Annotated in this window: 17 protein-coding genes; 13 read left to right on the top strand and 4 right to left on the bottom strand. The window is 63.5% G+C overall.

Annotated elements, in window-relative coordinates:
• Positions 1-9 precede the first annotated feature (9 nt).
• The 9 genes from BLS55_RS12155 to BLS55_RS01315 all read left to right on the top strand — a co-directional run bounded on the left by BLS55_RS12155 (position 10) and on the right by BLS55_RS01315 (position 12,866).
• Entirely contained in the window at positions 10-7,413 is a 7,404-nt protein-coding gene (locus BLS55_RS12155; RefSeq protein WP_257243083.1) for a beta strand repeat-containing protein, read from the top strand.
• 136 nt (positions 7,414-7,549) lie between these two features.
• Positions 7,550-7,822 carry a type II toxin-antitoxin system RelB/DinJ family antitoxin gene (locus BLS55_RS01280; protein ID WP_092152542.1) on the top strand — a complete coding sequence of 91 codons (273 nt, stop codon included), beginning with the start codon at positions 7,550-7,552 and terminating at the stop codon, positions 7,820-7,822.
• Entirely contained in the window at positions 7,803-8,069 is a 267-nt protein-coding gene (locus tag BLS55_RS01285) for a Txe/YoeB family addiction module toxin (protein ID WP_092152543.1), read from the top strand. Before BLS55_RS01280 ends, BLS55_RS01285 begins: the two co-directional genes overlap by 20 nt.
• Positions 8,070-8,378: 309 nt before the next feature.
• Positions 8,379-9,911 carry an outer membrane homotrimeric porin gene (locus BLS55_RS01290; protein WP_092152545.1) on the top strand — a complete coding sequence of 511 codons (1,533 nt, stop codon included), beginning with the start codon at positions 8,379-8,381 and terminating at the stop codon, positions 9,909-9,911.
• Positions 9,912-10,340: 429 nt separating this feature from the next.
• Positions 10,341-10,730, top strand: a complete 390-nt coding sequence (locus BLS55_RS01295) for a hypothetical protein (protein ID WP_092152546.1) — start codon at positions 10,341-10,343, stop codon at positions 10,728-10,730.
• 74 nt (positions 10,731-10,804) lie between these two features.
• Complete coding sequence (locus BLS55_RS01300; protein WP_092152547.1) at positions 10,805-11,218, top strand: EF-hand domain-containing protein; 414 nt, start codon at positions 10,805-10,807, stop codon at positions 11,216-11,218.
• A gap of 1 nt (position 11,219) precedes the next feature.
• A complete protein-coding gene (locus BLS55_RS01305) occupies positions 11,220-11,444 on the top strand; it encodes a SlyX family protein (protein ID WP_092152548.1) in 225 nt (74 codons plus the stop codon).
• Positions 11,445-11,832: 388 nt separating this feature from the next.
• Positions 11,833-12,486 carry a molybdenum cofactor guanylyltransferase gene (locus tag BLS55_RS01310; RefSeq protein ID WP_092152549.1) on the top strand — a complete coding sequence of 218 codons (654 nt, stop codon included), beginning with the start codon at positions 11,833-11,835 and terminating at the stop codon, positions 12,484-12,486.
• Between the two features lie 116 nt (positions 12,487-12,602).
• A complete protein-coding gene (locus tag BLS55_RS01315; protein ID WP_092152550.1) occupies positions 12,603-12,866 on the top strand; it encodes a hypothetical protein in 264 nt (87 codons plus the stop codon).
• Between the two features lie 236 nt (positions 12,867-13,102).
• On the opposite strand, the gene BLS55_RS01320 is transcribed toward BLS55_RS01315, so the two are convergent.
• Positions 13,103-14,158 (bottom strand): NAD(P)-dependent alcohol dehydrogenase, encoded by a 1,056-nt coding sequence (locus BLS55_RS01320; protein WP_092152551.1) that lies wholly within the window; start codon positions 14,156-14,158, stop codon positions 13,103-13,105.
• A gap of 652 nt (positions 14,159-14,810) precedes the next feature.
• On the opposite strand from BLS55_RS01320, the gene BLS55_RS01325 reads away from it, so the two are divergent.
• Positions 14,811-15,047 carry a FeoA family protein gene (locus BLS55_RS01325; protein WP_092152760.1) on the top strand — a complete coding sequence of 79 codons (237 nt, stop codon included), beginning with the start codon at positions 14,811-14,813 and terminating at the stop codon, positions 15,045-15,047.
• Positions 15,048-15,369: 322 nt separating this feature from the next.
• On the opposite strand, the gene BLS55_RS01330 is transcribed toward BLS55_RS01325, so the two are convergent.
• The 3 genes from BLS55_RS01330 to htpG form a co-directional block, all read right to left on the bottom strand.
• Positions 15,370-16,782 carry a GGDEF domain-containing protein gene (locus BLS55_RS01330; RefSeq protein WP_092152552.1) on the bottom strand — a complete coding sequence of 471 codons (1,413 nt, stop codon included), beginning with the start codon at positions 16,780-16,782 and terminating at the stop codon, positions 15,370-15,372.
• Entirely contained in the window at positions 16,779-19,079 is a 2,301-nt protein-coding gene (feoB, locus tag BLS55_RS01335; protein ID WP_092152553.1) for a ferrous iron transport protein B, read from the bottom strand. The genes BLS55_RS01330 and feoB overlap by 4 nt, the downstream gene beginning before the upstream one ends.
• Positions 19,080-19,421: 342 nt before the next feature.
• Complete coding sequence (gene htpG, locus BLS55_RS01340) at positions 19,422-21,398, bottom strand: molecular chaperone HtpG (protein ID WP_092152554.1); 1,977 nt, start codon at positions 21,396-21,398, stop codon at positions 19,422-19,424.
• Positions 21,399-21,414: 16 nt separating this feature from the next.
• On the opposite strand from htpG, the gene BLS55_RS12040 reads away from it, so the two are divergent.
• The 3 genes from BLS55_RS12040 to cydB all read left to right on the top strand — a co-directional run bounded on the left by BLS55_RS12040 (position 21,415) and on the right by cydB (position 23,969).
• A complete protein-coding gene (locus BLS55_RS12040) occupies positions 21,415-21,558 on the top strand; it encodes a hypothetical protein (protein ID WP_180365358.1) in 144 nt (47 codons plus the stop codon).
• A 62-nt stretch (positions 21,559-21,620) separates the two neighbouring features.
• A complete protein-coding gene (locus BLS55_RS01345; protein ID WP_092152555.1) occupies positions 21,621-22,937 on the top strand; it encodes a cytochrome ubiquinol oxidase subunit I in 1,317 nt (438 codons plus the stop codon).
• Positions 22,938-22,940: 3 nt separating this feature from the next.
• Entirely contained in the window at positions 22,941-23,969 is a 1,029-nt protein-coding gene (gene cydB / locus BLS55_RS01350; RefSeq protein WP_092152556.1) for a cytochrome d ubiquinol oxidase subunit II, read from the top strand.
• Positions 23,970-24,099: the final 130 nt, after the last annotated feature.

Genomic DNA, 24,099 nt, shown 5'->3' on the forward strand with positions numbered 1-24,099 from the left:
GCGCCGGAAGTGGCGGCGTCCACGGCGACCATCGCCGAAGATGCAACGCAGCCCTTCAGCGGCACACTGCCCGCGCCCACGGATGTGGACAGCACGGACACCCCGACCTATGTGCCGCAGGAGGGAACCGTCGGTCAGTACGGCAGCTTTACCCTGGCGGCCGACGGCACCTACACCTATACCCTGAACAACAACTTGGCTGCGGTGCAGGCCCTGGGCGTGAACGAGACCCTGACGGAGACCCTCAGCTACACGGTGAGCGACGGCCACGGCGGCACGGCCAGCAACAGCCTGACCATCACCATCAGCGGGACTAACGACGCGCCCGTCATCAGCACGAACGGCTGGAGCAACAGCGCCGTCGTTACCGAAGACGGCACCGCCTCCATCAGCGGCACGGCGACGGTGACGGATGTGGATGACGCAAGCCACACCTTCACCCTCAGTGCGGGCGCCATCACGGGGCAGACGCTCTATGTGCTGGCCGCCGACAACGAGCAGGGCTACACCGTCAGCGCGGAATCCCCTGCCGATAATGACTACCTTGGCACCTTGAGCGTGGACGGCAACGGCAGCTACAGCTTTACTCTGAATAATGCCGCCGCCTCCGTGCAAGGCCTCAAGGCCGGGCAGACCATCAGCGTCAGCGCCGCCGTGGTGGTTTCGGACGGCTACGGCGACACGGGCAGCCAGAACATCAGCTTTACCATCAACGGCACCAACGACGCGCCAGAGATCACCTGGCAAAAACTGCATTTGCGCGATGCCGGCGTGGGCGCTCAGGGGGTCGGCGGAAAGTTGTCGGGCTACGGTAACAGCCCCACCACGGAGGACAACAATACCAACGACTATGTCGCCCCCTATGCTCAGCGTGTAGAAGTGGAGGGCAGCCTTAGCACAACCGCCAGCGATGCCGATAGTGGAGATACGCTGACTTTCAGTATCGTTACGAACAGCACAAGAGACGATCTCTTGCATTTTGGCAAATCCATCACAACCACTACTTTCAACAACAGTGAGCCAAATCATGTTGAAGGGAATGCCATAGAGGTTAACATCACCAGCGATGCCGTGACGCAAAATGATGTAGGCCAAAATATACAGACTATTGTCACAACCTACGGTACGCTGATACTGAACCAAAATACTGGCGCGTATACCTTTACATTGGATCAAGAGGCCGCCAATCACCTGGCTGCGGGTGAGCGCTTCAATTTTAAATTTGCCACCCAGGTGAAAGACAGCGCGGGCGCGACCGACCAGCACGAACTGGGCGTGTGCATAGAAGGGGCCAACGACGCCCCCACCCTGACCCTCATGCCGCAGGACGGAACCGCCTTTGGTCTGGCCAACGACGGCGCGGCCACGGTGACGGTGAATGAATCCGAAGGGGCGGCGGACAGCACTTACACCCTAGGCACGGTGGCCGGGGCGGATGCGGACAACGGCGCGCAGCTTCACTACGGGCTGCTCACCGGCCATACGGATGTCACCGCCACCCGCGCACCCACGGCCACCTACGGCGAGGCCGTCAGCGACGGCAAGGGCGGCGTATCCCTGGCCGGTCAATACGGCACCCTGACCATAGCCGCGGACGGCACCCTCAGCTATACGGTAAACGCCGCAACCAACGCCTGGAGCGCGGACAAATCCGAGGTGGACCAATTCACCATCCTGGTCAAGGACCAGTATGATGCCTGGACGGCCAAACCCATCGACATCACGGTGCAGGGCCAGAACGACGCGCCCACGGTCAGTCTGTCCGCTGACGGCTTCAGCGTGACGGAAGCGCAAAACAACGCCTATGGCAACCTGAACACGGGGCAGGCCGATGCGCAGCCATGCACGCTCACCACGCTCACGGCCACGGACGCGGAAGGCGATGCGGTTACCCTCGGGCTTAAGGATGGGAACACGAGCTCTTACGTCGGCAACGGCGGCACGGTTTCCGTCACGGGCCAGTACGGCACCATCACCCTCAACGCCGACGGCACGCTTTCTTATCTGGTGAACAATACCAAGGACGGCAAGGCCAACGCCCTCACCGAAGGGGAACAGGGGAACGACACTTTTACCCTGCTGGTCAAGGACAGCAACGGCGCGGTGACGGAGCAGACCTTTACCGTGCGCGTCAATGGCGTGAACGACGCACCCTATATTTTAGACGCGAAATCCTTGAGCATGAACGCTGTCACGGAAGACGCCGCTACCGCCGTTTCCGGGCAATTCGCCGTGGCCGACCCCGAAGGCCAGGCCATGACCTTCTCCATCAGCAACGCCCATGACCTTGACGCAAACACTTGGGTCAAAGATTCCTATGAAGTTTCGGGAGATGACGCGCACGAGGGCTGGACGGCCATAGATACCCAATACGGCACGCTCTACCTCAACCCCGGTAACGGCGAGTACACGTTTGAGCTGGACAATAACGCCCAGGCGGTGCAGGCGCTGAAAGACGGCGAGACCCGGACGGTAGAATTCGGCATTGTGGTGGATGATACCGATACTGCGGACGGCAAGTTGCAGTTCCGGGCTACCATCACCATCAACGGGACTAACGAAGCGCCCACGGTGGCGGCAGACACGGCGGACGTCCAGCTTGACTTGACGGAATCGGGCAAAAGCGGCGACATCGGCACGGACTTCGCCAACGGCAGAAACGGCGACGACGCCAAGGGCACGGACACGGATTCCGGCAGCTTTACCGTTAAGGATGTGGACGGCGGCTCATTGCATCTGGCTGGCCTGACGCTTAAGGACGGCGACGGCGCAGCCGCCGTCCTCACGGCCAGCAGCACAGATGCCGCTACCGGCGCAACCACCTACCACACCGCCTACGGCGACCTGACCCTCACCCCCACCACCAACGATGACGGCAGCGTCACATATGCCTACAGCTTTAATCTGGACAATGCCTCCGCCGCCGTCAACGCGCTGGACGCAGGGGAAACCCGGTCCCTCACCTTCACCGTCAGCGTGGACGACGGCCAGGGCGGTACGGTGGAGCAGCCGGTGACGGTCAGTATCAATGGCGTCAACGATATCACCCTCATGGGCTGGAGCAGCGTGGGCCTGCAGGAAGATGGGGACGCCACGGCAAGCAACTTCATTCCCGGCAAGAATACCGGCGCTTCCCCGGCGGATGCCGAGGGTGATACGCTGGTTTACGGCGTGGCCGGGCTTACGGACGGCAAGGATTCCTGGAGCGTGGTGCGTGGCGGGCTGGACTACACGGGCGAACACGGCGGGCAGACCCTGGAGGTGGCCGCCGAAAAAACCGTTGACGGGCAGACCACCTACCGCGGCGAGACCGTCGAAATCCTCACCACGACGACAACGGACGAAAGCGACGTCGACCACCAGCTTGTGGTCACCAACTACGGCGTGCTGGACCTGAATACGGCCACCGGCGAATACACCTTCACCAAGGGCACGCCGGAAAACAGCGCCGCCTTGTCCGCGGCGCTGCACAAGGCCTACGGCGAGGGGGCGGACATCAGCACCGCCCTGCAGACTATTACGAGCAATATCAATAGCCTGGGTGCTGGCGAAAAGCTCTCCTTCAGCTTCCAGGCCACAGCCGCGGAAAGCGATTCCGGCCTGCAAAGCACCCACATGATCGGCGTGACCCTCACGGGCGCCAACGACGCGCCCGTGCTGACCACAGAAGGACCGGCCACCTTTGGGCTTACGGAATCGGGGTTGAGCGACGACAACGGGGCCAATTCTTACAATAATGCCCAGGCGGGGGTAGAAAGCGCCTCCGGCAGCTTCACCGTTAAGGATGTGGACGCGGGCGATACCCAGAGTGTCAGCCTGCTGCTGAACGGAGAGGGCGTGGAACTGACGACCGCCGAGGGCGGCATACTGGTCTATCACGCCCAGTACGGCGACCTGACCCTCACCCCCACCACCAACGATGACGGCAGCGTCACCTACGCCTACAGCTTCGCCCTCAATGCGGCGGCCAACGCCCTGACGGATACGGACACGCCCTCCTACGCCTTTACCATCCGGGTAACGGACAGCCAGGGCGCGTCCGTGGATCAGGCCGTGACGGCCAGTATCAATGGCGTCAACGATATTCCGCTCATGTACGGACAGACGGTAAGCCTGAGTGAAGACGCCACAATGTCCGTCAACGGCGCGCTCCAGCATTTCAGCAACCACACGTCCTTTGACCCCGAAGACGGCGACAAGGTCACCTTTGGCGTGGTGGGCCTCAGCGACGGCAAGGCCTCCTGGGATGTGGTCAGGGGGAAGGAAAGCGGTTGGGTTGACGACAAGGGCAGCCTTGTGGACCACGGCGGCCAGACCATGCCCGCCAGCATCACCAAGGGCAGCGGCACTGATGCCGCCAGCCGCACAACGGAAGTGACCATTTTGGAGACCAAGCCGGTGGCGGAGACCTCTGGTGAAGAAGTCACCACCACGCCCCACCAGCTTGTGGTCACCAACTACGGCGTGCTGGACCTGAATACGGCCACCGGCGCGTACACATTCACGATGGGGACGGCGCAGAACAACGCCGCGCTGGAGGCCGCCCTGCGGGCCGCCTATGGCGCGGATGCTGACATCAGCGGGCTGGTACAGACAATTACGGCCAATGTGGATTCCCTGGCCGCGGGCGAAAAGCTCTCTTTCAGCTTCCAGGCCACGGTCAAGGATGCCCAGGGCCTCACCGGCACCCACATGATCGGCGTCAATATTACTGGCAGTTACGACGCGCCCACCATAGACATGAGTTCGGCAGCGCCGTCTGTCGACGAGGCAGCCCTCCCTGGCGGCACGCATGAGGGTGAAACCGCGTCGGGCGAAAGCCTCTCCACTGAGGGCACGTTCACGGTCAACACCTACAGCGAGGGCGGCACGCTGACCATCGGCGGGCAGACCTTTACTTTGGACGCCAAGGGCAACGCCACGGTGGCTGACCAGAACGCCAGCATCGAGACCGACCACGGCACGCTGACCATCACGGCAATCAGCAACGGCACGGTGTACTACACCTATGCGCTGACCGACGTTGTAGACAACGCGGAAGGCGCGGACAGCGCCACGGAATCCATCAACGTCAGCGTCACCAGCGGCAGCGGCGAAAGCGCGCAGACGGTTACCTCCTCCCTGGCCATCACCATCAATGACGACGCGCCCACGGCCACGGTCACGGTGGACGGGGCGACGACGGCCACGACGGGTGGAGGGGACGGCGGGACGGAAGGCGGCACTACATCGCTGTCCGACGTTGCACTTAACTTTATGGAGCTTGCCCAGGGGGATGTAAGCGAAGCAGCCTTGTCTAACGTGTCCCTTGGCATAACTATCTCCGCCGCCCAGGTTTCTTATGCGAATATTGCCAATCCCCAGGTGAGCGACATCGTCGCAACAGGAAGCCTGTATTACAAAAGCATTGCCTATAGTAACAACTACGATGGGTTGGGGGTTGACACCACAGCGGAAAGCGATGGCATTGATAATCTTGCCAACAGAGGGTGGGATGGCCTGGGTACCAAAAACCAGCGCCTGGACGAAATCTGCTTCACACGTACAGGGACTTCTACCGGCGTTTCAGAAGCCGTAGTTTTTGAACTGCCGGAAGGGCAAACCGCTACCTCGCTTTCCATCACTCTTGGTGCCTTAGAAGGCAGCTCGAACGAAAAGGCCTTACTCTCCTTCTACAGGGATGGACAACTGGTATCCACCCACGAGGTCGCAGCAAGCGGGGGCGATACCGTAGTTACATTCTCAACCGACACCATTAACGGCGGGTTCGACAAAGTGGTGGTCTCCGCCATTGATAACGGCGCTTTCTATGGCGAATATTACGTCAACAAAGACAACAGCGATTTCACCATCCAGAGCATTTCCTTCGGCGGCGTGCAGCAGGAAAGCCCGACGGAAACTACGGTAACCACCATCACAGGGCACGTTACGGGCACGAGCGCGGACGGCATTGAATCCATCGTTTTTGATGAAAGCGTTGCCTCCGTCACCTTGGCCGACGGCAAGGAAATGACCCTCACCGCCTCGGAGGACGGCAAAACCCTTACCGGCACAGTAGACGGCGCAACCTACTTTACCGCCACCCTGGGCGCTGTGGGCACTGACGGCACAGCCCAGTGGGAGGTCACCCAAACGCAGCCCTTCCAGCTTGCGCAAGACCAGAATCTGCTCAACTTCGTGGTTACGGACAAAGACGGCGATACGGCCGCCACCGCTGTGGCGGGCGACGACACCCTGCTGGGCGGCACGGACGACGACCTGCTTTTGGGCGACAATGCCGACCTGGCCAGCTTGGCCAGCCTGACGGACGAGGCCAGTTCCGCGGCCATCCTTGCGTACGCCCAGGCTGCCCCGCAGGCCCTGGCCACCGCGCTTGACGACACTTCCGATGCGGGCGGCAACGATGTTCTGCTGGGCGAGGGCGGCAACGACCTGCTCTTCGGCCAGCACGGTAACGACTTGCTGCTGGGCGACGGCTCGCAGGCCGGTCTGGACAACCTGGCCGGGCATCTGAACACGGACGCCCAGAATGCGGACGCCCTTGCCACCGCTCTGCACACGCTGGACGCCCAGGGCCTGGACAGCCTGGCCGCCTGGACCGAGCAAAACCTTGAAGATGCCGCTGACGGCCAGGATACCCTCTTCGGCGGCACGGGCCATGACGCACTTCTGGGCCTGGGCGGCGACGACTACCTGGACGGCGGCGCGGGCGACGACTTCATCTTCGGCGGCAGCGGTAACGACAGTCTCTACGGCCAGGCCGACAACGACTACCTCCACGGCGGTTCCGGCAACGATTACCTGGACGGCGGCGCGGGCAACGACACCCTTCTGGGCGGCTCCGGCACGGACCATCTCCTTGGGGGCGACGGCGACGACTATCTGGACGGCGGCGCGGGTAACGACACACTTGAAGGCGGCAGCGGCAACGACAACCTCAGCGGCGGCGATGGTGCGGACAAGCTCGACGGCGGCGCGGGCAACGACCTGCTGCATGTGGACAGCCAGGACCTGCTGGCCGACGGCGGCACGGGCGTGGACTTCCTGCTGACCAAGGATCTGAACACCGTGGACAGCCTCCTTAATAACGGCAAAGTGGAGAATGTGGAGGCCGCCATCACCGACGCGGGCGGCAAGGACGGCGACGCCACCCTGAGCCTCACCAATATGGCCGATCTGGCCAAGGTGGGCATCAGCGTGGGCCAGGACGCCACCACCGGTCAGCAGACCATCACGCTGGACAGCCACTGGACGGCGGGAGACGCGCACAACGGCATGGCCACCTTCACCAATGCCACGGCGGACCTGACCCTGACCCTGACGGATCATGCAACCTCTACCAGCAGTGACGCGGACGCGCAGGTGCAGACGGCCATCCACATCATGCAGAGCGATTCCGGCAGCCAAAGCTAGCCGCCGCCATCTTCCTGCCGCAAACGCTTCGGCCGCCGGGCACGCGCTCGGCGGCCGTTTTTGCTGGCCGGCGGCAAGGGAATTCTTGACGCAGGCCTGCATTTGCATTACATCTGTAATGTATAAAGGGGGCCGTATGGCAAATCTGCAAATACGTCTTGACGATGCTCTGAAGGCGCAGGCCCAGGCCGTTACCGCCGATCTGGGGCTGGATGTGGCGACGGCAGTGCGCATGTTTCTCGTCCAGATGGTGCGGGAAAGGGCCTTGCCGTTCACCCCCAGCCTGGACCCCTTCTACAGCCCGCAAAATCAGGCCCATCTTGCCCGCCTGGCGCAGGACATGGATGCCCATGTCCGCAGCGCCTGCCATCCCCTTATGGAGCCTGGGCATGAAACTCCTCTGGCATGAGGAGGCCTGGGAAGACTACTTGTGGTGGCACGCCCACGACAAACGCATGGTCGCCCGCATCCATGCGCTGCTCAGCGATGTGCAGCGCAACGGCTACGCGGGGCTGGGCAAGCCGGAACCCTTGAAAGCCAACCTGCGCGGGTGGTGGAGTCGGCGCATCGACTGTGAGCACCGGCTTGTTTACCGGCTGGCGGGCGATGTCTGCCAGATCATCCAATGCAAGGGCCACTACGGCAGTCAGAATTAGAGCAGATTGCCTTTGAGAACGGGCGTTCTCAGAGGTTGCGACGCGCGCGTTCCGGCGCTTAACAACGCAATAACCTGCCCTGGCCGCCGCCATCTTCCTGCCGCAAACGCTTCGGCCGCCGGGCACGCGCTCGGCGGCCGTTTTTGCGCTCTGCGCCCTGGCCTCGTCCTTTCCTTTGTGACGGTCAGGTAAAAATTTTTGGACGAAAAGCCTTGCCAACGTCACAAAAAGCAGGTAAACGGTCCTATAACCTGTATGGGACAGGTAAAACTTTTTATACCCTGTGGGAAAACAAGAGAGGAAGGGACTATGAAACGTATCTGTACGCTCCTTCTGGCTGCCGGGCTGCTGTTCGGCGCGGCCACCGGCGCCAGCGCCATCGACTTCAAAGCCAAGGGCCAGTGGCTGGTGGGCTTCGGCGTGGGCGAGAGCAGCCTGATCAATAAAACCCGTGACGGCAACGCGCCCAAGCAGAAGACGGACAGCAACGACATGTTCAACGCCCAGCAGCGGGTGCGCCTGCAGTTGGACGCCGTGGCCTCCGAGGCCCTGTCCGGCACCGTGTACTTTGAAATCGGCACCCAGACCTGGGGCAAAAGCGAAGACGGCGGCGCGCTGGGCGCGGACGGCAAACAGATTAAGGTGAAGAACGCCTACATCGACTGGACCGTGCCGCAGACCGACCTCAAGTTCCGCATGGGCCTGCAGGCCCTGGCCCTGCCCAATACCTATGCCGGCGGCTCCGCCATCATGGATACGGACGTGGCCGCGGTGGTGGCTTCCTACCAGTTCAACGAAAACGTGGGCCTCACCGCCTTCTGGGCGCGTCCGGCCAACGACAACTTTGATGGTAAGGACTCCCGCTACTACCGCACCAGCGATACGTCGCACGCCAACTACCTGGACAACATCGACCTCTTCAGCGTGCTGCTGCCCCTGAAGTTTGACGGCTTCCACGCCACCCCCTGGGTTATGTACGGCGCGGCCGGCAAGAATGCCCTCACCGGCTACGGCGATAAGTGGAGCACCTCCGACGGCGTGCTGAACTACAGCCTGCGTCCTTATCCCGCCACGGTCAACGATGGAACCTTTGGCAAGACCAGCAAGGCCTACGGCTCCATGTTCTGGGCCGGCCTGCCCTTTGCCGTGACCATGTTTGATCCCTTGAACATCGAAGTGGACCTCAACTACGGCTATGTGGAAGGCATGGGCCGTTACGACGCCTACAAAAACGGCGTGTTCGCCAAGCGCGGCAGCACCGAGCGTCAGGGCTGGCTGGCCAAGGCCCTGGTGGAATACAAGATGGATTGGGGCACCCCCGGCATCTTCGGCTGGTACGCCAGCGGTGACGACGGCAACGTGAAGAACGGCTCCGAGCGCATGCCCAGCCTGGTGGCCACCGGCAACTTCACCTCCTTCATGGGCGACGGCAACCTGGGCTGGGTTAACCAGGACTACAGCCTGAGCTACGCCGGCACCTGGGGCCTGGGCCTGCAGCTGCGCGACATGAGCTTCCTGGAAGACCTCAGCCACACCTTCCGCGTGGCCTACTGGGGCGGCACCAACAGCACCAGCATGGTCAAGTACATGAAGAACTCCTATGACTGGAACAACGGCACCAGCAACTACGATGGTCCTTACCTGACCACCAACGACGGCCTGGTGGAGTTCAACCTGGTCAACAGCTACAAGATCTACGAAAACCTGGAAATGAACCTGGAGTTGGACTACCTGGTCAACTGCATGGATAACGACACCTGGAAGAAGGCCGGCGCTCGCGACACCTCCTTCGAGAAGCAGGACATGTGGAAGGCCCAGGTGGTCTTCGCCTACAGCTTCTAGAGCAGATTGCCTTTGAGAACAGGCATTCTCAAAGTTTACGACACGCTCGTTTCGGCGCTTAACAGCGCAAATAAATTGCGCTTACGCCTCCACAGCGGGCGTCTGCTCACGCAGCCGCCAGGGCATTTTAAAGTTGCAATGCCCTAAGTCGACCGCGTTTCTCATCCCGCCCGGCGGGAACCCAAGGGGGGCTTCGGCCCCCCTTTTTGCGTCCTTGCCGTCGCATCCCCGCGCCAGCGCCGCAAAACATCCCCCCAGAGCCGCTCCAAAATATGCGAAAAATTGGGGCACTACCAATTTTGTCCGCAATCCGCGCGCGCTGCGCTGCAATTCCTGCCGGTACTCCTTGCCCCTCACATCTGCGCCGCCCGCGCCCTGTACAAGGGCCGGGCCCTTGCCGTATACTGCCGCAAGCACAGGAGGTGCCCCATGAGCCACAATCCCCCGGCCCTGGAATTGCTCATCGCCTGGCTGCGCCAGCGGCACGATGCGGTCATGGCCCTGGAAGCCGCCGCCCTGGCCCGACTGGACGCGCAGGACACGCCAGGCTATACGCAAGGCATGCGCCGCAAGGCCGAAAGTCTGGCCGCCCTGGCGGAGGACGCCAAGCCCCTGCTGGCCCCCCTGCCCGGAGAACTGCGCTTTAACCTGGCCCTGGCCCTGGAGAATTTTTCCGCAGGCGCGCGCACGGCCCTGCGGCTTAACTCCGTGTTCTACATGTCCGCCTTGCTCTACCCGGACGACCATAAACCCGGCGATCCGGACAACCTCACCCTCTGCATCGGCCGCATGGCGCGCGAGGGCGAGGACTTCCGCTGAACCAGGCAAACCCCGCCCGGCAAAGATTGCGGCCGGGCCCCCAATTATTTACCCCCTTACAAGGAGTTTCCGTTATGCGTCACTGTCTTGCCTGCACCCTGACCCTGCTTGCCCTCTGGGCCGCGCCCGCCTGGGCCCTCCCCGGCGCAAACGGCGAGGCCCCCAAAGAGGATACGTTCAGCCGTATGGATACGGACAAAAGCGGCACGGTCTCCCCGCAGGAATTCAAAGCCGCCTTCCCGGACATGCGCGACGAGGCCTTTGCCGCTATCGACACGAATAAAGACAACGTCATCGACCGTGCGGAGTGGGACGCCTTTGTCAAAAACCATTCCGCCGGCATGATGCAGGGCATGGGCGGGCAGAATACCATGGGCGGCCAGGGCATGATGGGCGGCGACGCGCCTGCCGGCATGCCGGGCAACCAGAATATGATGGAAGGCGCGCCCGGCGGCATGCCCCTGGTAACGCCGCCCGCAGGCAAATAGCATGGCCGACGCGGAGGAACGCCTGGCCCGCCTGGAAGAGCAGGCCTTCTTTCAGGAAGAGCGCCTGAACGCCCTGGATGCGGCCCTGGCCGAGCAGCAACGCCAGATGGACCAGCTGGCCCGCGACCTGGCCGACGCCTTGGCCGTGCTGCGCCTGCTGCGAGATAAGCTGGAACAAGGCCCCGAAAACGCCCCACCGCCCCACTTTATGCCCGAACGCTGGTAGGGCGGGGAAGTTTTTGTGGGGGGAAGGAAGTTGTGTTTTGTGGAGGGAAAGGAACTTTTGAGCGCTGCTGTCTTCGCCCGTAACTAGCGCTGCTGTCTTCGCCCGTAACTTCCTTCGTCGTAACGGGCTAAGCTCCTTCGTCGTAACGGGCTAAGCTGACCAAAAGTTCCTTTTCCCCCACCCCCCCCATCCTTCAACCCCTTTTTTCTCTTCAAGGGGCGCGCAGGGCGTACTCTGGTCAGGCGATTGCCTGTGCGTTCCCAGGTATTTTCTTCGGCGCACCACCCTTGAGCCTTTTCACTGCCCATGCACTGCGTCTTTCCCCGGCAGTGGCGCGCGGCATAAAAGGGCCCGGCGTACTGCAGGCGGCCCTTGCGGAGGGCAGACCATGAATGCGCAACCAGTGGCCGGCGTGGTGCTGGCCGGGGGGCTTTCCACCCGCCTGGGGCAGGATAAAGCCGCACTGCGGCTCGCCGCCGGGGGGCCGGATCTGCTGGCCCGTACCCATGCGTTGCTGCGCGGGCTGCTGCCGCGCTGCTGGGTCTCCTGCCGGGCGGACAAGCCGCGCCTGGGCTATGCCTGCGTGTTCGACGCCGTGCCCGGCAAGGGCCCCATGGGCGGCATTGTCGCCGCCCTGACCCGCGCGCGGGACGAGGGCTTTGCCGCCGTGCTGGCCCTTTCCTGCGACCTGCCCTTTATGGACGCGCCCACCCTGGCCCGCCTGCTGGCCGCTCGGCAGGCCGCCCTGCCGCAAACCCTGCTCACCTGCTATGCGGCCGCGGCCACAGGGCGGCTGGAACCCCTGGCGGGCATTTACGAAGTCGCCGCATTGCCGCTGCTGCTGGATCACGCGGGGCGCGCGGGCCGCGGCAGTTCACTGTTCCGGCTGTTCCCCGCCGACCTTTGCCGCACGCTCCCGTATGGCCCGGAAGCGGCCCGGCCGTTTTTTAATCTCAATACTGCCGCCGACCTGGCAGCCGCCCAAAGGCTTGCGGCCGCCGCAGAGCCCGCCGGGGAAGCCGGCGCGCTGGGGCGCCCGTGACCACGGCGCGGAAAATTTGCGCTCCCCGTCCCCAGAGCCCTCGGTTTTTCTTGCGTCCCGCCATAAAAGGCGCTATAGGCGAGAAAAACCGGCATTAAAAGGTCATGCTAGAGCGTATGAACAAAAGCCCCGTTACCGTCAAAGGATATGTCGCGGCGGTGCCGCGTTCGGTAGATGCGCGTCAGGCCCGCGTGGCCGTGGTGCAGGACGATGTGGAATACCGCATCGTGCCGCGCGGCGCGGGTGTGGACCTGGACGACGAAGTGAGCGTGCCCGTGGAGGTCACCGGCCTGCTGGAAGAGCAGGACGGCGTGAACTACCTTACCGTGCGCGGCTACAAAGTGCTGGAAGACGATTCCTGGCTGGAAGAGGAAGAATAGCCCCCGCGGCGGTTCTTTTTCCGGCAGGGCGCTTTCGTCTTACGCGGCGGCGCGTCTTGCGGCGCAGCCGCGTTTTGCGCTCCGGCCGGGCTGCCCGCGCGCGGGCAGCCCGGCCCCTATGCGCCGTGCACCCTGGCCCGCGGGGGCCTGTGCCGCGGCGCGCGGGGGCCTGTGCCGCGGCGCGCCGTTATCCGGGCTGAGGATTTTTCGCACGGCCTGCCGCGCCCTGCGCAGCGCTACATCATGACTACGGGCTTGATGAGGTCGCGCGGCTTGTCCTTCATAAGCAGCAGGGCTTCCTCCATTTTGTCGAAACCGCTAAAGCGGTGGGTCAGCAGGGGCTGCACGTCCAGGCGGCCGTGGGTGACCATGGCCGCCAGCTTTTCCATGCGCAGGCGACCGCCGGGCATGAGCCCGCCGGTCAGCAGCTTGTGCCCCATGCCGCAGCCCCAGTCCAGGCGCGGCACCTGTACGGCCTCGCCGGAGCCCAGATAATTGACGTTGCCGATGCGCCCGCCGGGCCTGAGCACCTTGAAGACCTCGGCAAAGGTTTCCACATCGCCGCCCGCCACAATGGCTTTGTCCACGCCGCGGCCGTGGGTCAGCTCCTGGATCTGTTCGTGCAGCGTGCCGCTGTGGTAATCAATGATCGCCGTAGCGCCGTAGCTTTTGGCAACCTCCTGGCACAGGGGCCGGGAACCCACGGCATAGATGGCCCCTGCGCCGCGCAGGGCCGCGCCCGCCACGGCCATGAGCCCCACCGGGCCGATGCCCACCACCAGCACGGCGTCGCCGAACTGCACGTCGGCCAGCTCGGCCCCGTGCAGTCCCGTGGGCACCATGTCGCTGAGCATGACGGCCGCGGCCAGGTCCATCCCTTGCGGCAGATGGGCCAGGTTGCCGTCCGCGTCGTTCACATGGAAGACCTCGGCAAACACGCCGTCCTTAAAGTTGGAAAACTTCCACCCGGCCAGCATGCCGCCGGAATGCATGGAATACCCGCCCTGCGCCTCCAGGGAATTCCAGTCCGGCGTAATGGCGGGCACCAGCACCTTGTCGCCGGGCCTGAAATCGCGCACCAGCGCGCCCACCTCCAGCACTTCGCCCACGGCTTCGTGCCCAAGAATCAGATCGCGGCGGTCGCCCATGGCCCCTTCCCACACCGTGTGCACGTCCGAGGAGCAGGGCGCGACGGCCAGGGGACGGACAAGCGCGTCCAGGGGGCCGCAGGCGGGCGCTTCCTTTTCAATCCAGCCGATCTCGTTCAGGCGACGCATGGCCAAACCTTTCATGGGATCCTCCCTGTGTTGGGCGTCGGCAAGGGCCGCGCCTGGTGTTTTTCTGTGTGGCTCTGAGGATAGGCCAGACGGCTCCGGGCAGCAAGTTATTTTTTTCACATTGCTGAAATAAAAGGATTATACCGTTATTTTTGGTATAAATTGCTGTCAATTGTGCAAAATATAGCATGTTGCAGCCGCCCGGCGGCGTCTGGCCTGTATGCCGTATGGATAAGATACTGCGCTGTAAATACAGATTATTTTTATGCGCTGCCTGGCACGGGCGCTGCCTGGGGCTGCATGGGCGGCGGCGCGTTGACGCGGGAGATACAGGCCTGTATGGTGAAAAAGAAAGTCTTTTTATGCTCCGCAAGCGGCTTCGGCGGGCAGTGTTCCGCAGCGCGGCCCGGTTGCGTCTGGCCCGGTTGCGTCTGGCCCGGTTGCGTCTGGCCCGGTTGCGCCTAAACAGGTTGCGCCCTCCCAGTGCTGCGGCCCCGGTGCTGCGGCCCCGCAGAAAGACCTGCCGCAACAGCGCGGGCCGTTGCCCCTTGCAGCGCCGGCCGGCGTTGGAGCAGGCCGGCCAATGCGGCAGGCCCTGCGCCGCAGCCGTATGCCGCGGCCCGGAGCGGAAGCCTGGGGCAATCTTACAAAACCTGGGGGTGAGCAAATGGATGCGGCGTTTCCCTTGACCGCGCTTTCCGTAGGGCAGCAGGCCCGCATTGTGCGCATTGTGGCTCGCGGCGAGCTGGCCAGGCGCATTCGCGACATGGGGCTGGGTACGGGCATGGCCGTTTCCGTCATGGGCTACGCGCCCTTGCGCGACCCTTTGGCGCTGCGCTGCGCTGAGGCCACCATTGCCCTGCGCCGCAGGGAGGCCCGGACCATCCTGGTGCGGATGGACTGAGCGCGGCCGCAACCCCTGGGCTCCCTTGGACGCGCCTTGGAGCAGATCCCCTTTGAGAATATGTATGCTCAAGGTTTACGGTGCGGGCGTTTCGGCGTTTAACAGCGCAAAGGCATTGCGCTTACGCCTTCACGGCGGGCTGTTGCTCACGCAGCTGCCAGGGCATTTCAAAGTTGCAATGCCTCAGGCAGAAGCTGCGGCAGGCCTGACGGGCATTAACGATGCGCGGGCGCTTGCCACTAGTTGCAATGCCTCAGGCAGAAGCTGCGGCAGGCCTGAGCGTGGATTTTCTGGAGAAGGCGGTTCTGAGGAGCCGCCTTTTTCAGCGGGCTTTTTGCGGCGGCCGTGCCGCTGGCGGATCTGCGGGGGGCGGAAGACCGGGGCGCGACGCCCCTTGCGGCGCCGTGTCCTTCGCCTGGGCCTCGCCGTGCACGACGGAGCGGTTGCGCCCTTGCTCCTTGGCCGCGTAAAGGGCCGCGTCCGCCTGCCGCACCAGGGCGCTGCCGCCGTCCGGGGCGTCCGGCGGGGGAATAAGGCTGGCCGCGCCCATGCTTACCGTGACAAACGCGCCGCAGGGCGAGGCGGGATGGGGCAGGCGCTCTGCGGCCACTTCGGCGTGCACGCGGCGGGTTACGGCCTGAAGCGTGGCCGCATTGGCCCCCGGCAGCAGCAGGGCGAATTCCTCGCCGCCGTAGCGCGCGCAGAGGTCTGTGGCGCGGGCTGTTCTGGCCATGGCGGCGGCCACCCGGACCAGGCAGACGTCGCCAGCCTGGTGACCGTAGCTGTCGTTGTAGGTTTTGAATTTGTCCACATCCAGCATGATCAGTCCGAGGGGCGTCCGGTTTTCTCTGGCTTCGGCCCAGCATTGGCGCAGGCCGGCGTCAAAGGCCCGGCGGTTGTGGATGCCGGTAAGCCCGTCCGTCAGGGATATTTTCTGGAAGCGGTCGTGCTCTGAAACCAGCTTTTGGGACTGCACCGTGGCGTTGGAAAGGTATGTGCCAAGATTTTCCAGCGCCGCCGTAATGTTGCGCAGCTCACGGATGCGGCTTGGGGGCGGCGCGCGCCTGGCCGCGCCCGTGCCCATCTGGTTCAGATAGGTCATGATGGCCCGCAGGGGGCGGGCCAGGTGCAGGTGCAGCAGGCCGAACAGACCCGCCAGGCCCGCGCCCAGCAGGGCAAAACCCGTCAGCAGGCGGTTTTCAAAGCCATGGGCCAGGTTCGCCGTGCGGTGCAGTTGCGCGCGCATGGCCTCCGTAGGGGAGGCCGTGGGCTCCAGGTTGCTGACGGCGGCCAGAAGGTCGTCCAGGGCGCGGTCCGCCTGCCGGGCCCGTTCGGCGTCTTCGCCCTGTGCCGTTGCGGCTGCGCGGCGCAGCCGGACCAGCCTTTGGGCGGCCTCCTGGGCTGCGCGCCAGCGCCGGCGGCGGGTGGCCGATTCCGCGGCGAGGTCGGCGTTGATGGCCGCAACGGTCGCGTCCAGGTCGGCGGGTTCGCCGGAGCGCAGGGCCGTCTCCAGGGCGCGCCAGAATTCCCGGCGTTGGTTTTCCTGTTGCTGCAGGGCCGTTATCAGGGGCAGATAGGCCCCGTAGATGCGGGTGCCCGCCACGCTGATTTCGCGCGCCAGATTCATATAATAGAAGAAGCTGGCGGCAAAGAGCAACGTCAGGCAGAGCAGCAGCAGGGCCAGGTAGCGGTCTATGCCCAGGCCCTGCGGCCTTGGGGCCCGCGTTATTTTCAAGGCCGCACCAGCAGATAGGCCTGGTACACGCCCACTGCCGCGCCCAAAGCCAGCAGCGTGTTGACCACGAGGCTGAAGCCCACCCACTTCCAGCTGCCCGATTCCTGGCGGATGACTACCAGGGTTACGAAGCAGGGGGCGTAGAGCATGACAAAGATCAGCAGCGCCAAAGCCGTGCCCTGATTCCAGGAAGGATCTTTGCGCAGCAGTTCCGAGAGGGAAACGGCGTTTTCCGGATCCTGCTCGCCCAGGGCGTAGGCCGTGCCCAGGGTGGAAATGATGGCCTCTTTGGCCGCAATGCCGCCGATCAGCGCCACATCCGTGCGCCAGTTGAAGCCCGCATAGGCGGTGAGGCCCTCCAGGGCCGCGCCCAGCCTGCCGGCAAAGGAATGGCGCAGGCGCTCCGCATCCAGCTCTTCCTGAACGATGGTCAGGCGGGCGGCGTTCTGCTGGCGCAGGGCCGGATCTGCTTCGGGGTTTTCCAGCGTCACGTTGAGCTGGGCGATTTCGTTTTCGTAAGGCAGGGCGAGCTGTGGGTCCAGGGCGGGAAAGGTCATGCCGGCCCAGATAAGGACGGCAATGGGCGCCAGGATGGTTCCGGCTTTTTTCAGGTACATCCAGGTGCGTTCCCAGCAGTGGATGCAGATGCCGCGCAGGGTCGGCAGGCGGTAGGGGGGCATTTCCATAACCAGGGGGGTGGCCTCGCCCCGCAGGACGGTTTTGCGCAGCAGCCAGGCCATGCCGAAGGCGAACAGCCATGAGGTCAGAAGGATGGCGAACATCATGTCCGCGGCCCGGCCGGGGAAGAAAGCCCCCACCAGCAGCAGGTAGACGGGCAGTTTGGCGCCGCAGGCCATGTAGGGCAGGGTGAGCATGGTGGCCAGCTTTTCTTTGGGGCTGCGCAGGGTGCGGGTGGCCATAACGCCGGGGATGGCGCAGCCCCCGGCAATGCCGCCGGAAATAATGTAGGGCATGACCGAGGCCCCGTGCAGGCCGAAAAAGTGGAACAGCCGGTCAGAGATATAGGCCATGCGGGCCATATAGCCGCTGTCTTCCACAATGGCGACCAGCGCGAACATAATGAGCACCAGGGGCACGAAGCTGAACACGCCGCCCACGCCCGCGATGATGCCGTCCACCAGCAAGGAGGCGAACAGCCCTTCGGGCAGGAGGGCGTTGGCCGCGTTGCCCAGGGCGGCGAAGGCCTCTTCCAGCCAGGACTGGGGATAGGCCCCCAGCCCGATGGTGATCTGGAACATGGCGTAGAGCACGGCCAGCATGATGGGCGCGCCCCATACGGCGTGGGTCAGGATGCGGTCCAGTTTGTCGCTCAGGCTCAGGCGGTGGCGGTTGCCGGTTTTTTGGACGCAGGCCGCGGCGACGCGGCGGACAAAAAGGCTGTGCCCGTCGGCAATGATCCCTTCGGCGTCCTCGCCCCGGCGCTGGAGTTCCGCCCTGGCTTCGCGGATTGTTTGGCCCAGGTCTTCGGCCAGGGTGGGGTCGGCGGCGCGCACGGCGGCGGCCGCTGCGGCGTCGTCCTGCAGCAGGTGAAGGGCCAGCCAGCGCGGCGCGCAGTGGGCGTAAGGGGAGGCGGCCATGGCCCGGCTTTGGGCTAGGCGCTGTTCCATGCGCTCCAGAACCGGGTCCAGCAGTGGGCCGTAGCTCAGGCGCAGGGCGCGGCCGCCCGTCGGTTGCGGGCCTGACGGCGCGCTGGGCGGGGCCGTCTGCTCCGCCTGCCGGACCATTTCCCGCGCGGCGGTCAGGGCCTCCCGCAGCCCCTGGCCTGTGGTGCCCACCGTGGGCGCGGCGCGCACGCCCAGCATGGCTTCCAGGCGGGGAAAATCAATGCGGATGCCGGCGGCTGCGGCTTCGTCCATCATGTTGCAGGCAATGACCACGGGCAGACCCATTTCCCGCAGCTGCACGGTAAGCAGCAGCCCGCGTTCCAGAACGCCCGCGTCCACTACATTGATGACGGCCTGCACCGTGCCGTCCAGCAGCACGTCTCTGGCCACGGCCTCTTCCTGGGAATAGGCGGCAAGGGAATAGGCCCCGGGCAGGTCCACCAAAATAATTTCCTGCCCTTCATAGCGGATGTAGCCTTCTTTTTTTTCGACAGTCACGCCGCTGTAGTTGCCCACATGCTGGTGCGCACCTGTAAGGGCGTTGAATACCGTGGTTTTGCCGCAATTGGGGTTGCCCGCGATGGCCAGGCGCAGGGAATAGGCAAGCCCGCCGATGCAGGCGCGGGCGTGGACCGCCGCCCCTGCGCCGACGGCGGAAAGGGTTTCCGACATGTTGGGCGCTCCTCTGCGTCACCCTCAAGGTGGCGGAAAACATACCTGGATGCTTTAGGAATTGAAATTTATTTTCAAAAAAAGAGAATGTCAAGTCCCGTCGCGCCAGGGAGGTTTTATCGCCATGGCGCGTTAGCGCCCTGGTCCCTGAAATGTTCCGGCGGCCGCGCCCTCTTTGTTGCGCGCAAGCAAGGAGAAGAGCGGCTGCGCACGGCAAGCCGCAAAAGGCATGCCCCAGGTCTGGGGAAGAAAAGTTTTTTGAAGGGGATGGGGGCCGTGTGGGGGGGAAGGGGAAACTTTTGTGAACAAAAGTTTCCCCTTCCCCCCCACAAAACTATTCTTTTACAGCTTGCGCACTTCGGCGTACCAGGCGGCGGCCTGTTCCAGAAGTTTGCCGCTGCGGGCGGCCAGGGCCTGAGGCTCTTTGATGTAGCCGTCCAGCAGGAGGCTTGCGTCGAAGAGGGCCTGGACCATTTCGGCCAGCACGGCGTCCTGGCGGTCGGCTTTGAACATGCGCAGCATGTTGCGCAGCAGGGGGTGGTCGCGGTTCACTTCCAGCACTTTGACGGGCAGGGTGTCGTCGCGCTGCATGACCTTGATCAGTTTTTCCATGGAGGAAGAGACACCGCCGTCCGGAGCCGTGAGCATGGCGGGGCTGTCCGTAAGACGGTGGGAGACGCGCACCTCCTTGACCTTGTCGCCCAGGAGATCCTTCATTCTGGCCAGCAGGGCCTCGAAGCTCGCGCTGTCGTCGTCCGAGAGCGGGGCCACGGCCTCGCGGGGGGCTTCCTCCTTGTCGGGGAAGGCGGCCAGGGCGTCGTCCGCCGCGGTTTCCACGGATTTGAATTCCCAATCCTTGTATTTGCCCAGGCCGTCCATAACGAACTCGTCCACGGGTTCGTAGAGGCAGAGCACCTCCAGGCCCTTGCGGCGGAAGCGCTCCATGTGGGGGTTGAGGCGCGCGGCCTCGCGGTTGGGCGCGGCCACATACCAGAAGGTTTTCTGGTCTTCGGGGGCGCGGGCCATGTACTCGTCCAGGCTGGTGAGGTCCGCGGCTTCGGGCAAGGTGGAGCTGTTAAAGCGCAGGAGTGCGGCCAGGCGCTCGCGGTTGGGGAAGTCGCGGTAGCCCAGCTTGAGGATTTTGCCGTGCAGGTTCCAGAAGCGGACGTATTTTTCCGGGGCGTCCTTGGCCAGTTTTTCCAGGTGGTTCAGGGCCTGCTTAACGATAACCTGGTTCATTTTGCGCAGCAGGACGTTTTCCTGCAGGGTCTCGCGCGAGATGTTCAGGGGCAGGTCTTCCGTATCCACCACGCCTTTGAGGAAGGCCAGGTAGTCCGGGATAAGCTCCTGGTTGCGGTGCTGGATGAGCACGCGCCGGGCGTAGAGATCCAGGCCCCAGAAGTCTTTGTCCACGCCGAAGAAGTCCTGCGGGCTGTCGGGGATGAAGAGCAGGGCGTTGAACTGCACGGGCGCGTCCACGGAGAAGTGCAGCACGTCCAGCGGGTCTTTGGCGTCGTAGGTAATGGCCTTGTAGAAGGCGTCGTACTGTTCTTTTTTGATGGAGAACCTGGGCTCGCGCCAGAGGGCGGGCTGGGTGTTGACCTGCTCGCCGTCCACAAAGACCGGGAAGGGCACAAAGGCCGAGTGCTTGCGGATGACCGACTCCACCCGGAATTTTTCCGCAAACTCCAGGGCGTCGTCCTTGAGCTCGACCCTGATGACGGTGCCGCGCTGCGGCTCGACCTCTGCGGAGGGGGCCACGGTGTATGTGCCCAGGCCGTCGCTGGTCCAGACGTGGGCGGCTTCCTCGCCGAAGGCGGGCCGGGAAGTGACCGTTACCTTGTTGGCCACCATAAAGACGGAATAAAAGCCCACGCCGAAGCGGCCGATGATGTTGGCTGCGTCCGGGGCGGCCGTGGTTTCGTCCGCCGCGGCGTCGCCTTTGTCCGCCGTGTCCGCGTCCGCGTCCTTGGGGGTCTGGGCCGCCAGGTCGGCCAGAAACTGCTCCGAGCCGGATTTGGCGATGGTGCCCAGGTTTTCGGCCAGCTCCTCGGCGCTCATGCCCACGCCCGTATCGGCGATGGTCAGGGTTTTGGCCTCCTTATCAAGGGCAATGCGGATTTCCAGCGGCAGATCGGGCAGGCGCGGGCTTTCGCCCCGGCTCATGCGGTAGCGCAATTTGTCCAGCGCGTCCGAGGCGTTGGAAACGAGCTCCCGCAAAAAAATTTCGCGGTTAGTATAGAGCGAATTGGTGAGAATGTGAAGAACCTTGCGCACTTCCGCGCGGAACTGGCGGGATTTTTTGCCTGCCTCAGCCATGACAAACCTCCTGAATATGGATATGCTGGAACATAAGACCGCTTTTACAATTTTCAAGAGGGCGGCAGGCCGGGGGAAAAAAACGAAAATCCCCGGCAGGCAGCGTGCAGAACGACAACCCGCGCCGGAAGCCGCGCAAGCGGCATGTTGCTATTCATAATCACTTGCTTTTTGTGAAAAAAAAAGCTATGGCGCAGTAAGCATATAGCAAGGAGGGCCCCCATGGACGTTGTTATGCTTTCACGTCTGCAATTTGCCGTGGCCGTGTTTTTCCACTTTATCTTCGTGCCCCTGACCTTGGGGCTTTCCATAATCCTCGCCTGGATGGAAACGCGCTACGTGCGCACGGGGGACGTTTTCTGGAAAAATCAGGCCAAATTCTGGGGCAAATTGTTTCTCATCAACTTCACGCTGGGCGTGGTAACCGGCATTACGCTGGAATTCCAGTTCGGCACCAACTGGTCCCGCTATTCTGAATATGTGGGCGACATTTTCGGTTCCCTGCTGGCCATTGAGGCCACGGTGGCCTTTTTTCTGGAATCCACCTTCCTGGCCGTGTGGCACTTCGGCTGGGAGCGCGTGGGCAAAAAGATGCACCTGGCGGCCATCTATATTGTGGCCTTTGCGGGCAACCTGTCCGCCCTGTGGATTATTCTGGCCAACGGCTTCATGCAGAACCCCGTAGGCTACGCCATTAACGAGAGCATGGGCCGGGCTGAGCTTTCCAACTTCTGGGACGTGGTCTTTAACGGCTACGCCTGGGGCATGTACGCCCACACGGTCATCGCCTCGTGGGCCCTGGGCGGCTTTTTCGTCCTGGGCGTGTCGGCCTGGCATCTGCTGCGCGGCAGCCACAAGGAGTTTTTCCAGCGCTCCTTCCGCATGGCGGCGCCGTTTACCCTGATCATGGTGCTTTTGCTGGCCCTTTCGGGCGACCAGCAGGGCAAGACCGTGGCCCACTACCAGCCCGCCAAGCTGGCGGCCCTGGAATCGCACTGGGAAACGGGCCGCAACGCGCCCTTCTATCTTCTGGCCTGGCCTGACGAAGCCAATGAGGGCAACAAGGTGCAGGCCCTGGGCATCCCCGGCCTGCTGAGCTGGATCGCCTACGGCGACGCCAACGCCGAGGTAAAAGGCCTTAAAGACTTTGCCGTGCAGGACCGCCCGCCGGTTCTGCCCACCTTCCTTTCCTTCCGCTTGATGGTGGGGCTGGGCGGCATTTTTGTGCTGCTGTCCTTCGGGGCCTTCTGGCAGCGCAGGCGCGACCAGCCCTGCAGCGGCCTGCTCAAGGCCCTGGTCTGGAATATCCCGCTGCCTTACATCGGGATTATGGCCGGCTGGGCCGTGGCCGAAATCGGCCGGCAGCCCTGGATCGTCTATAACCTCATGCGCACTTCCGACGCCGTTTCGCCCCTCCCGGCGGACAGCGTGGTGGTCTCGCTGGCGGCGTTCATCGTCGTGTATTCGCTGCTGGGCATTCTGGATATCTACCTGCTGCGCAAATACGCAATCAAGGGCCCCGAAGCCCAGGAGGTGTAAGCCATGTTGGAAACCATCTGGTTTGTGCTTTGGGCACTGTTGTGGGCCGTGTTCTTCATTCTGGACGGCTTTGACCTGGGCGTGGGTTCGCTCCTGCCCTTCCTGAGCAAAAACGAAACGGAACGCCGCATCATGTACAACGCGGCCGGGCCCTTCTGGGACGGCAACGAGGTGTGGCTTATCTCCGCCGGCGGCGTGACCTTCGCGGCCTTTCCCAAGACCTATGCGGTTATGTTCAGCGCCTTGTACGCGCCCCTGCTGATCCTGCTCTTCGCCCTCATCTTCCGCGCGGTCTCCTTTGAATTCCGCAATAAGGTGGAGCACGACAGCTGGCGCGCCCTGTGGGACGGCGTGCACTTTGTCGCCAACCTCATCCCCTGCGTGCTGCTGGGCGTGGCCTTTGCCAACCTCTTCATGGGCATCCCCGTGGACACCCAGGGCGTATACCACGGCAACCTGCTGGGCCTGCTCAACCTTTACGGCCTGGCGGGCGGGGTGTTCTTCCTCTGCATGTTTGTGCTGCACGGGGCCCTGTGGCTGGCCATCAAAAGCCGGGGCGAGCTGCAGACCCGCGCCATCGCCACGGCCTCCTTCGCCTGGCCCGTCATGCTGGTGCTGCTGGTGGCCTTTTTGGCGCTTTCCGCCCTCTACACCAGGCTTTTTGACAACTACCTGGCCATGCCCGCCCTGTGGCTGCTGCCCGTGCTGGCCCTGGCCGGACTCATCGGCGCGCGGGTCATGCTCCGCGCCGGCAAGCTCTGGCTGGCCTGGGGCTGCAGCGCCGTGTTCATCCTGGGCGTAACCTTCTTCGGCGTCATGGGCATGTTCCCAGGCATGATCATCTCCTCCATTGACCCCGCCGCCACGGTGACGGCCTTCAACGGAGCCTCCAGCCAGCTGACCCTCAAAATCATGCTGGGCGTGGCCCTGGTCATGGTGCCCATCGTGCTGGCCTACCAGTTCTGGACCTACCGGCTCTTCTCCGCGCCGGTGACGAAGGAGTATGTGGAGGAGGACGAGCACGCCTATTAAATACTACTTATATCCCGGTCGGCGGGGCGCGGCGTCTTTTGCCCCCTGACTGCGTCAACGGCCCCTTTCCGGGCGGGTCTGTACCAGAAGAGTACTATCCCCGCCCGGGCGGGGCCGTTTCCTTGTCAGG

Origin of the sequence: Desulfovibrio legallii, assembly GCF_900102485.1 — a bacterium.
GTDB classification, from domain to species: domain Bacteria; phylum Desulfobacterota; class Desulfovibrionia; order Desulfovibrionales; family Desulfovibrionaceae; genus Desulfovibrio; species Desulfovibrio legallii_A.

Bases quoted from the DNA above. Each gene is read 5' to 3' on its own strand.
- feoB (WP_092152553.1), bottom strand. From the start codon at position 19,079: ATGTCGGAAACCCTTTCCGCCGTCGGCGCAGGGGCGGCGGTCCACGCC.
- BLS55_RS01315 (WP_092152550.1), top strand. From the start codon at position 12,603: ATGAACAAAAGCCCCGTTACCGTCAAAGGATATGTCGCGGCGGTGCCG.
- BLS55_RS12040 (WP_180365358.1), top strand. From the start codon at position 21,415: ATGGATATGCTGGAACATAAGACCGCTTTTACAATTTTCAAGAGGGCG.
- BLS55_RS01280 (WP_092152542.1), top strand. From the start codon at position 7,550: ATGGCAAATCTGCAAATACGTCTTGACGATGCTCTGAAGGCGCAGGCC.
- BLS55_RS01325 (WP_092152760.1), top strand. From the start codon at position 14,811: ATGGATGCGGCGTTTCCCTTGACCGCGCTTTCCGTAGGGCAGCAGGCC.
- BLS55_RS01310 (WP_092152549.1), top strand. From the start codon at position 11,833: ATGAATGCGCAACCAGTGGCCGGCGTGGTGCTGGCCGGGGGGCTTTCC.
- BLS55_RS01290 (WP_092152545.1), top strand. From the start codon at position 8,379: ATGAAACGTATCTGTACGCTCCTTCTGGCTGCCGGGCTGCTGTTCGGC.
- cydB (WP_092152556.1), top strand. From the start codon at position 22,941: ATGTTGGAAACCATCTGGTTTGTGCTTTGGGCACTGTTGTGGGCCGTG.
- BLS55_RS01345 (WP_092152555.1), top strand. From the start codon at position 21,621: ATGGACGTTGTTATGCTTTCACGTCTGCAATTTGCCGTGGCCGTGTTT.
- BLS55_RS01285 (WP_092152543.1), top strand. From the start codon at position 7,803: ATGAAACTCCTCTGGCATGAGGAGGCCTGGGAAGACTACTTGTGGTGG.
- BLS55_RS01305 (WP_092152548.1), top strand. From the start codon at position 11,220: ATGGCCGACGCGGAGGAACGCCTGGCCCGCCTGGAAGAGCAGGCCTTC.
- htpG (WP_092152554.1), bottom strand. From the start codon at position 21,398: ATGGCTGAGGCAGGCAAAAAATCCCGCCAGTTCCGCGCGGAAGTGCGC.
- BLS55_RS01320 (WP_092152551.1), bottom strand. From the start codon at position 14,158: ATGAAAGGTTTGGCCATGCGTCGCCTGAACGAGATCGGCTGGATTGAA.
- BLS55_RS01300 (WP_092152547.1), top strand. From the start codon at position 10,805: ATGCGTCACTGTCTTGCCTGCACCCTGACCCTGCTTGCCCTCTGGGCC.
- BLS55_RS01295 (WP_092152546.1), top strand. From the start codon at position 10,341: ATGAGCCACAATCCCCCGGCCCTGGAATTGCTCATCGCCTGGCTGCGC.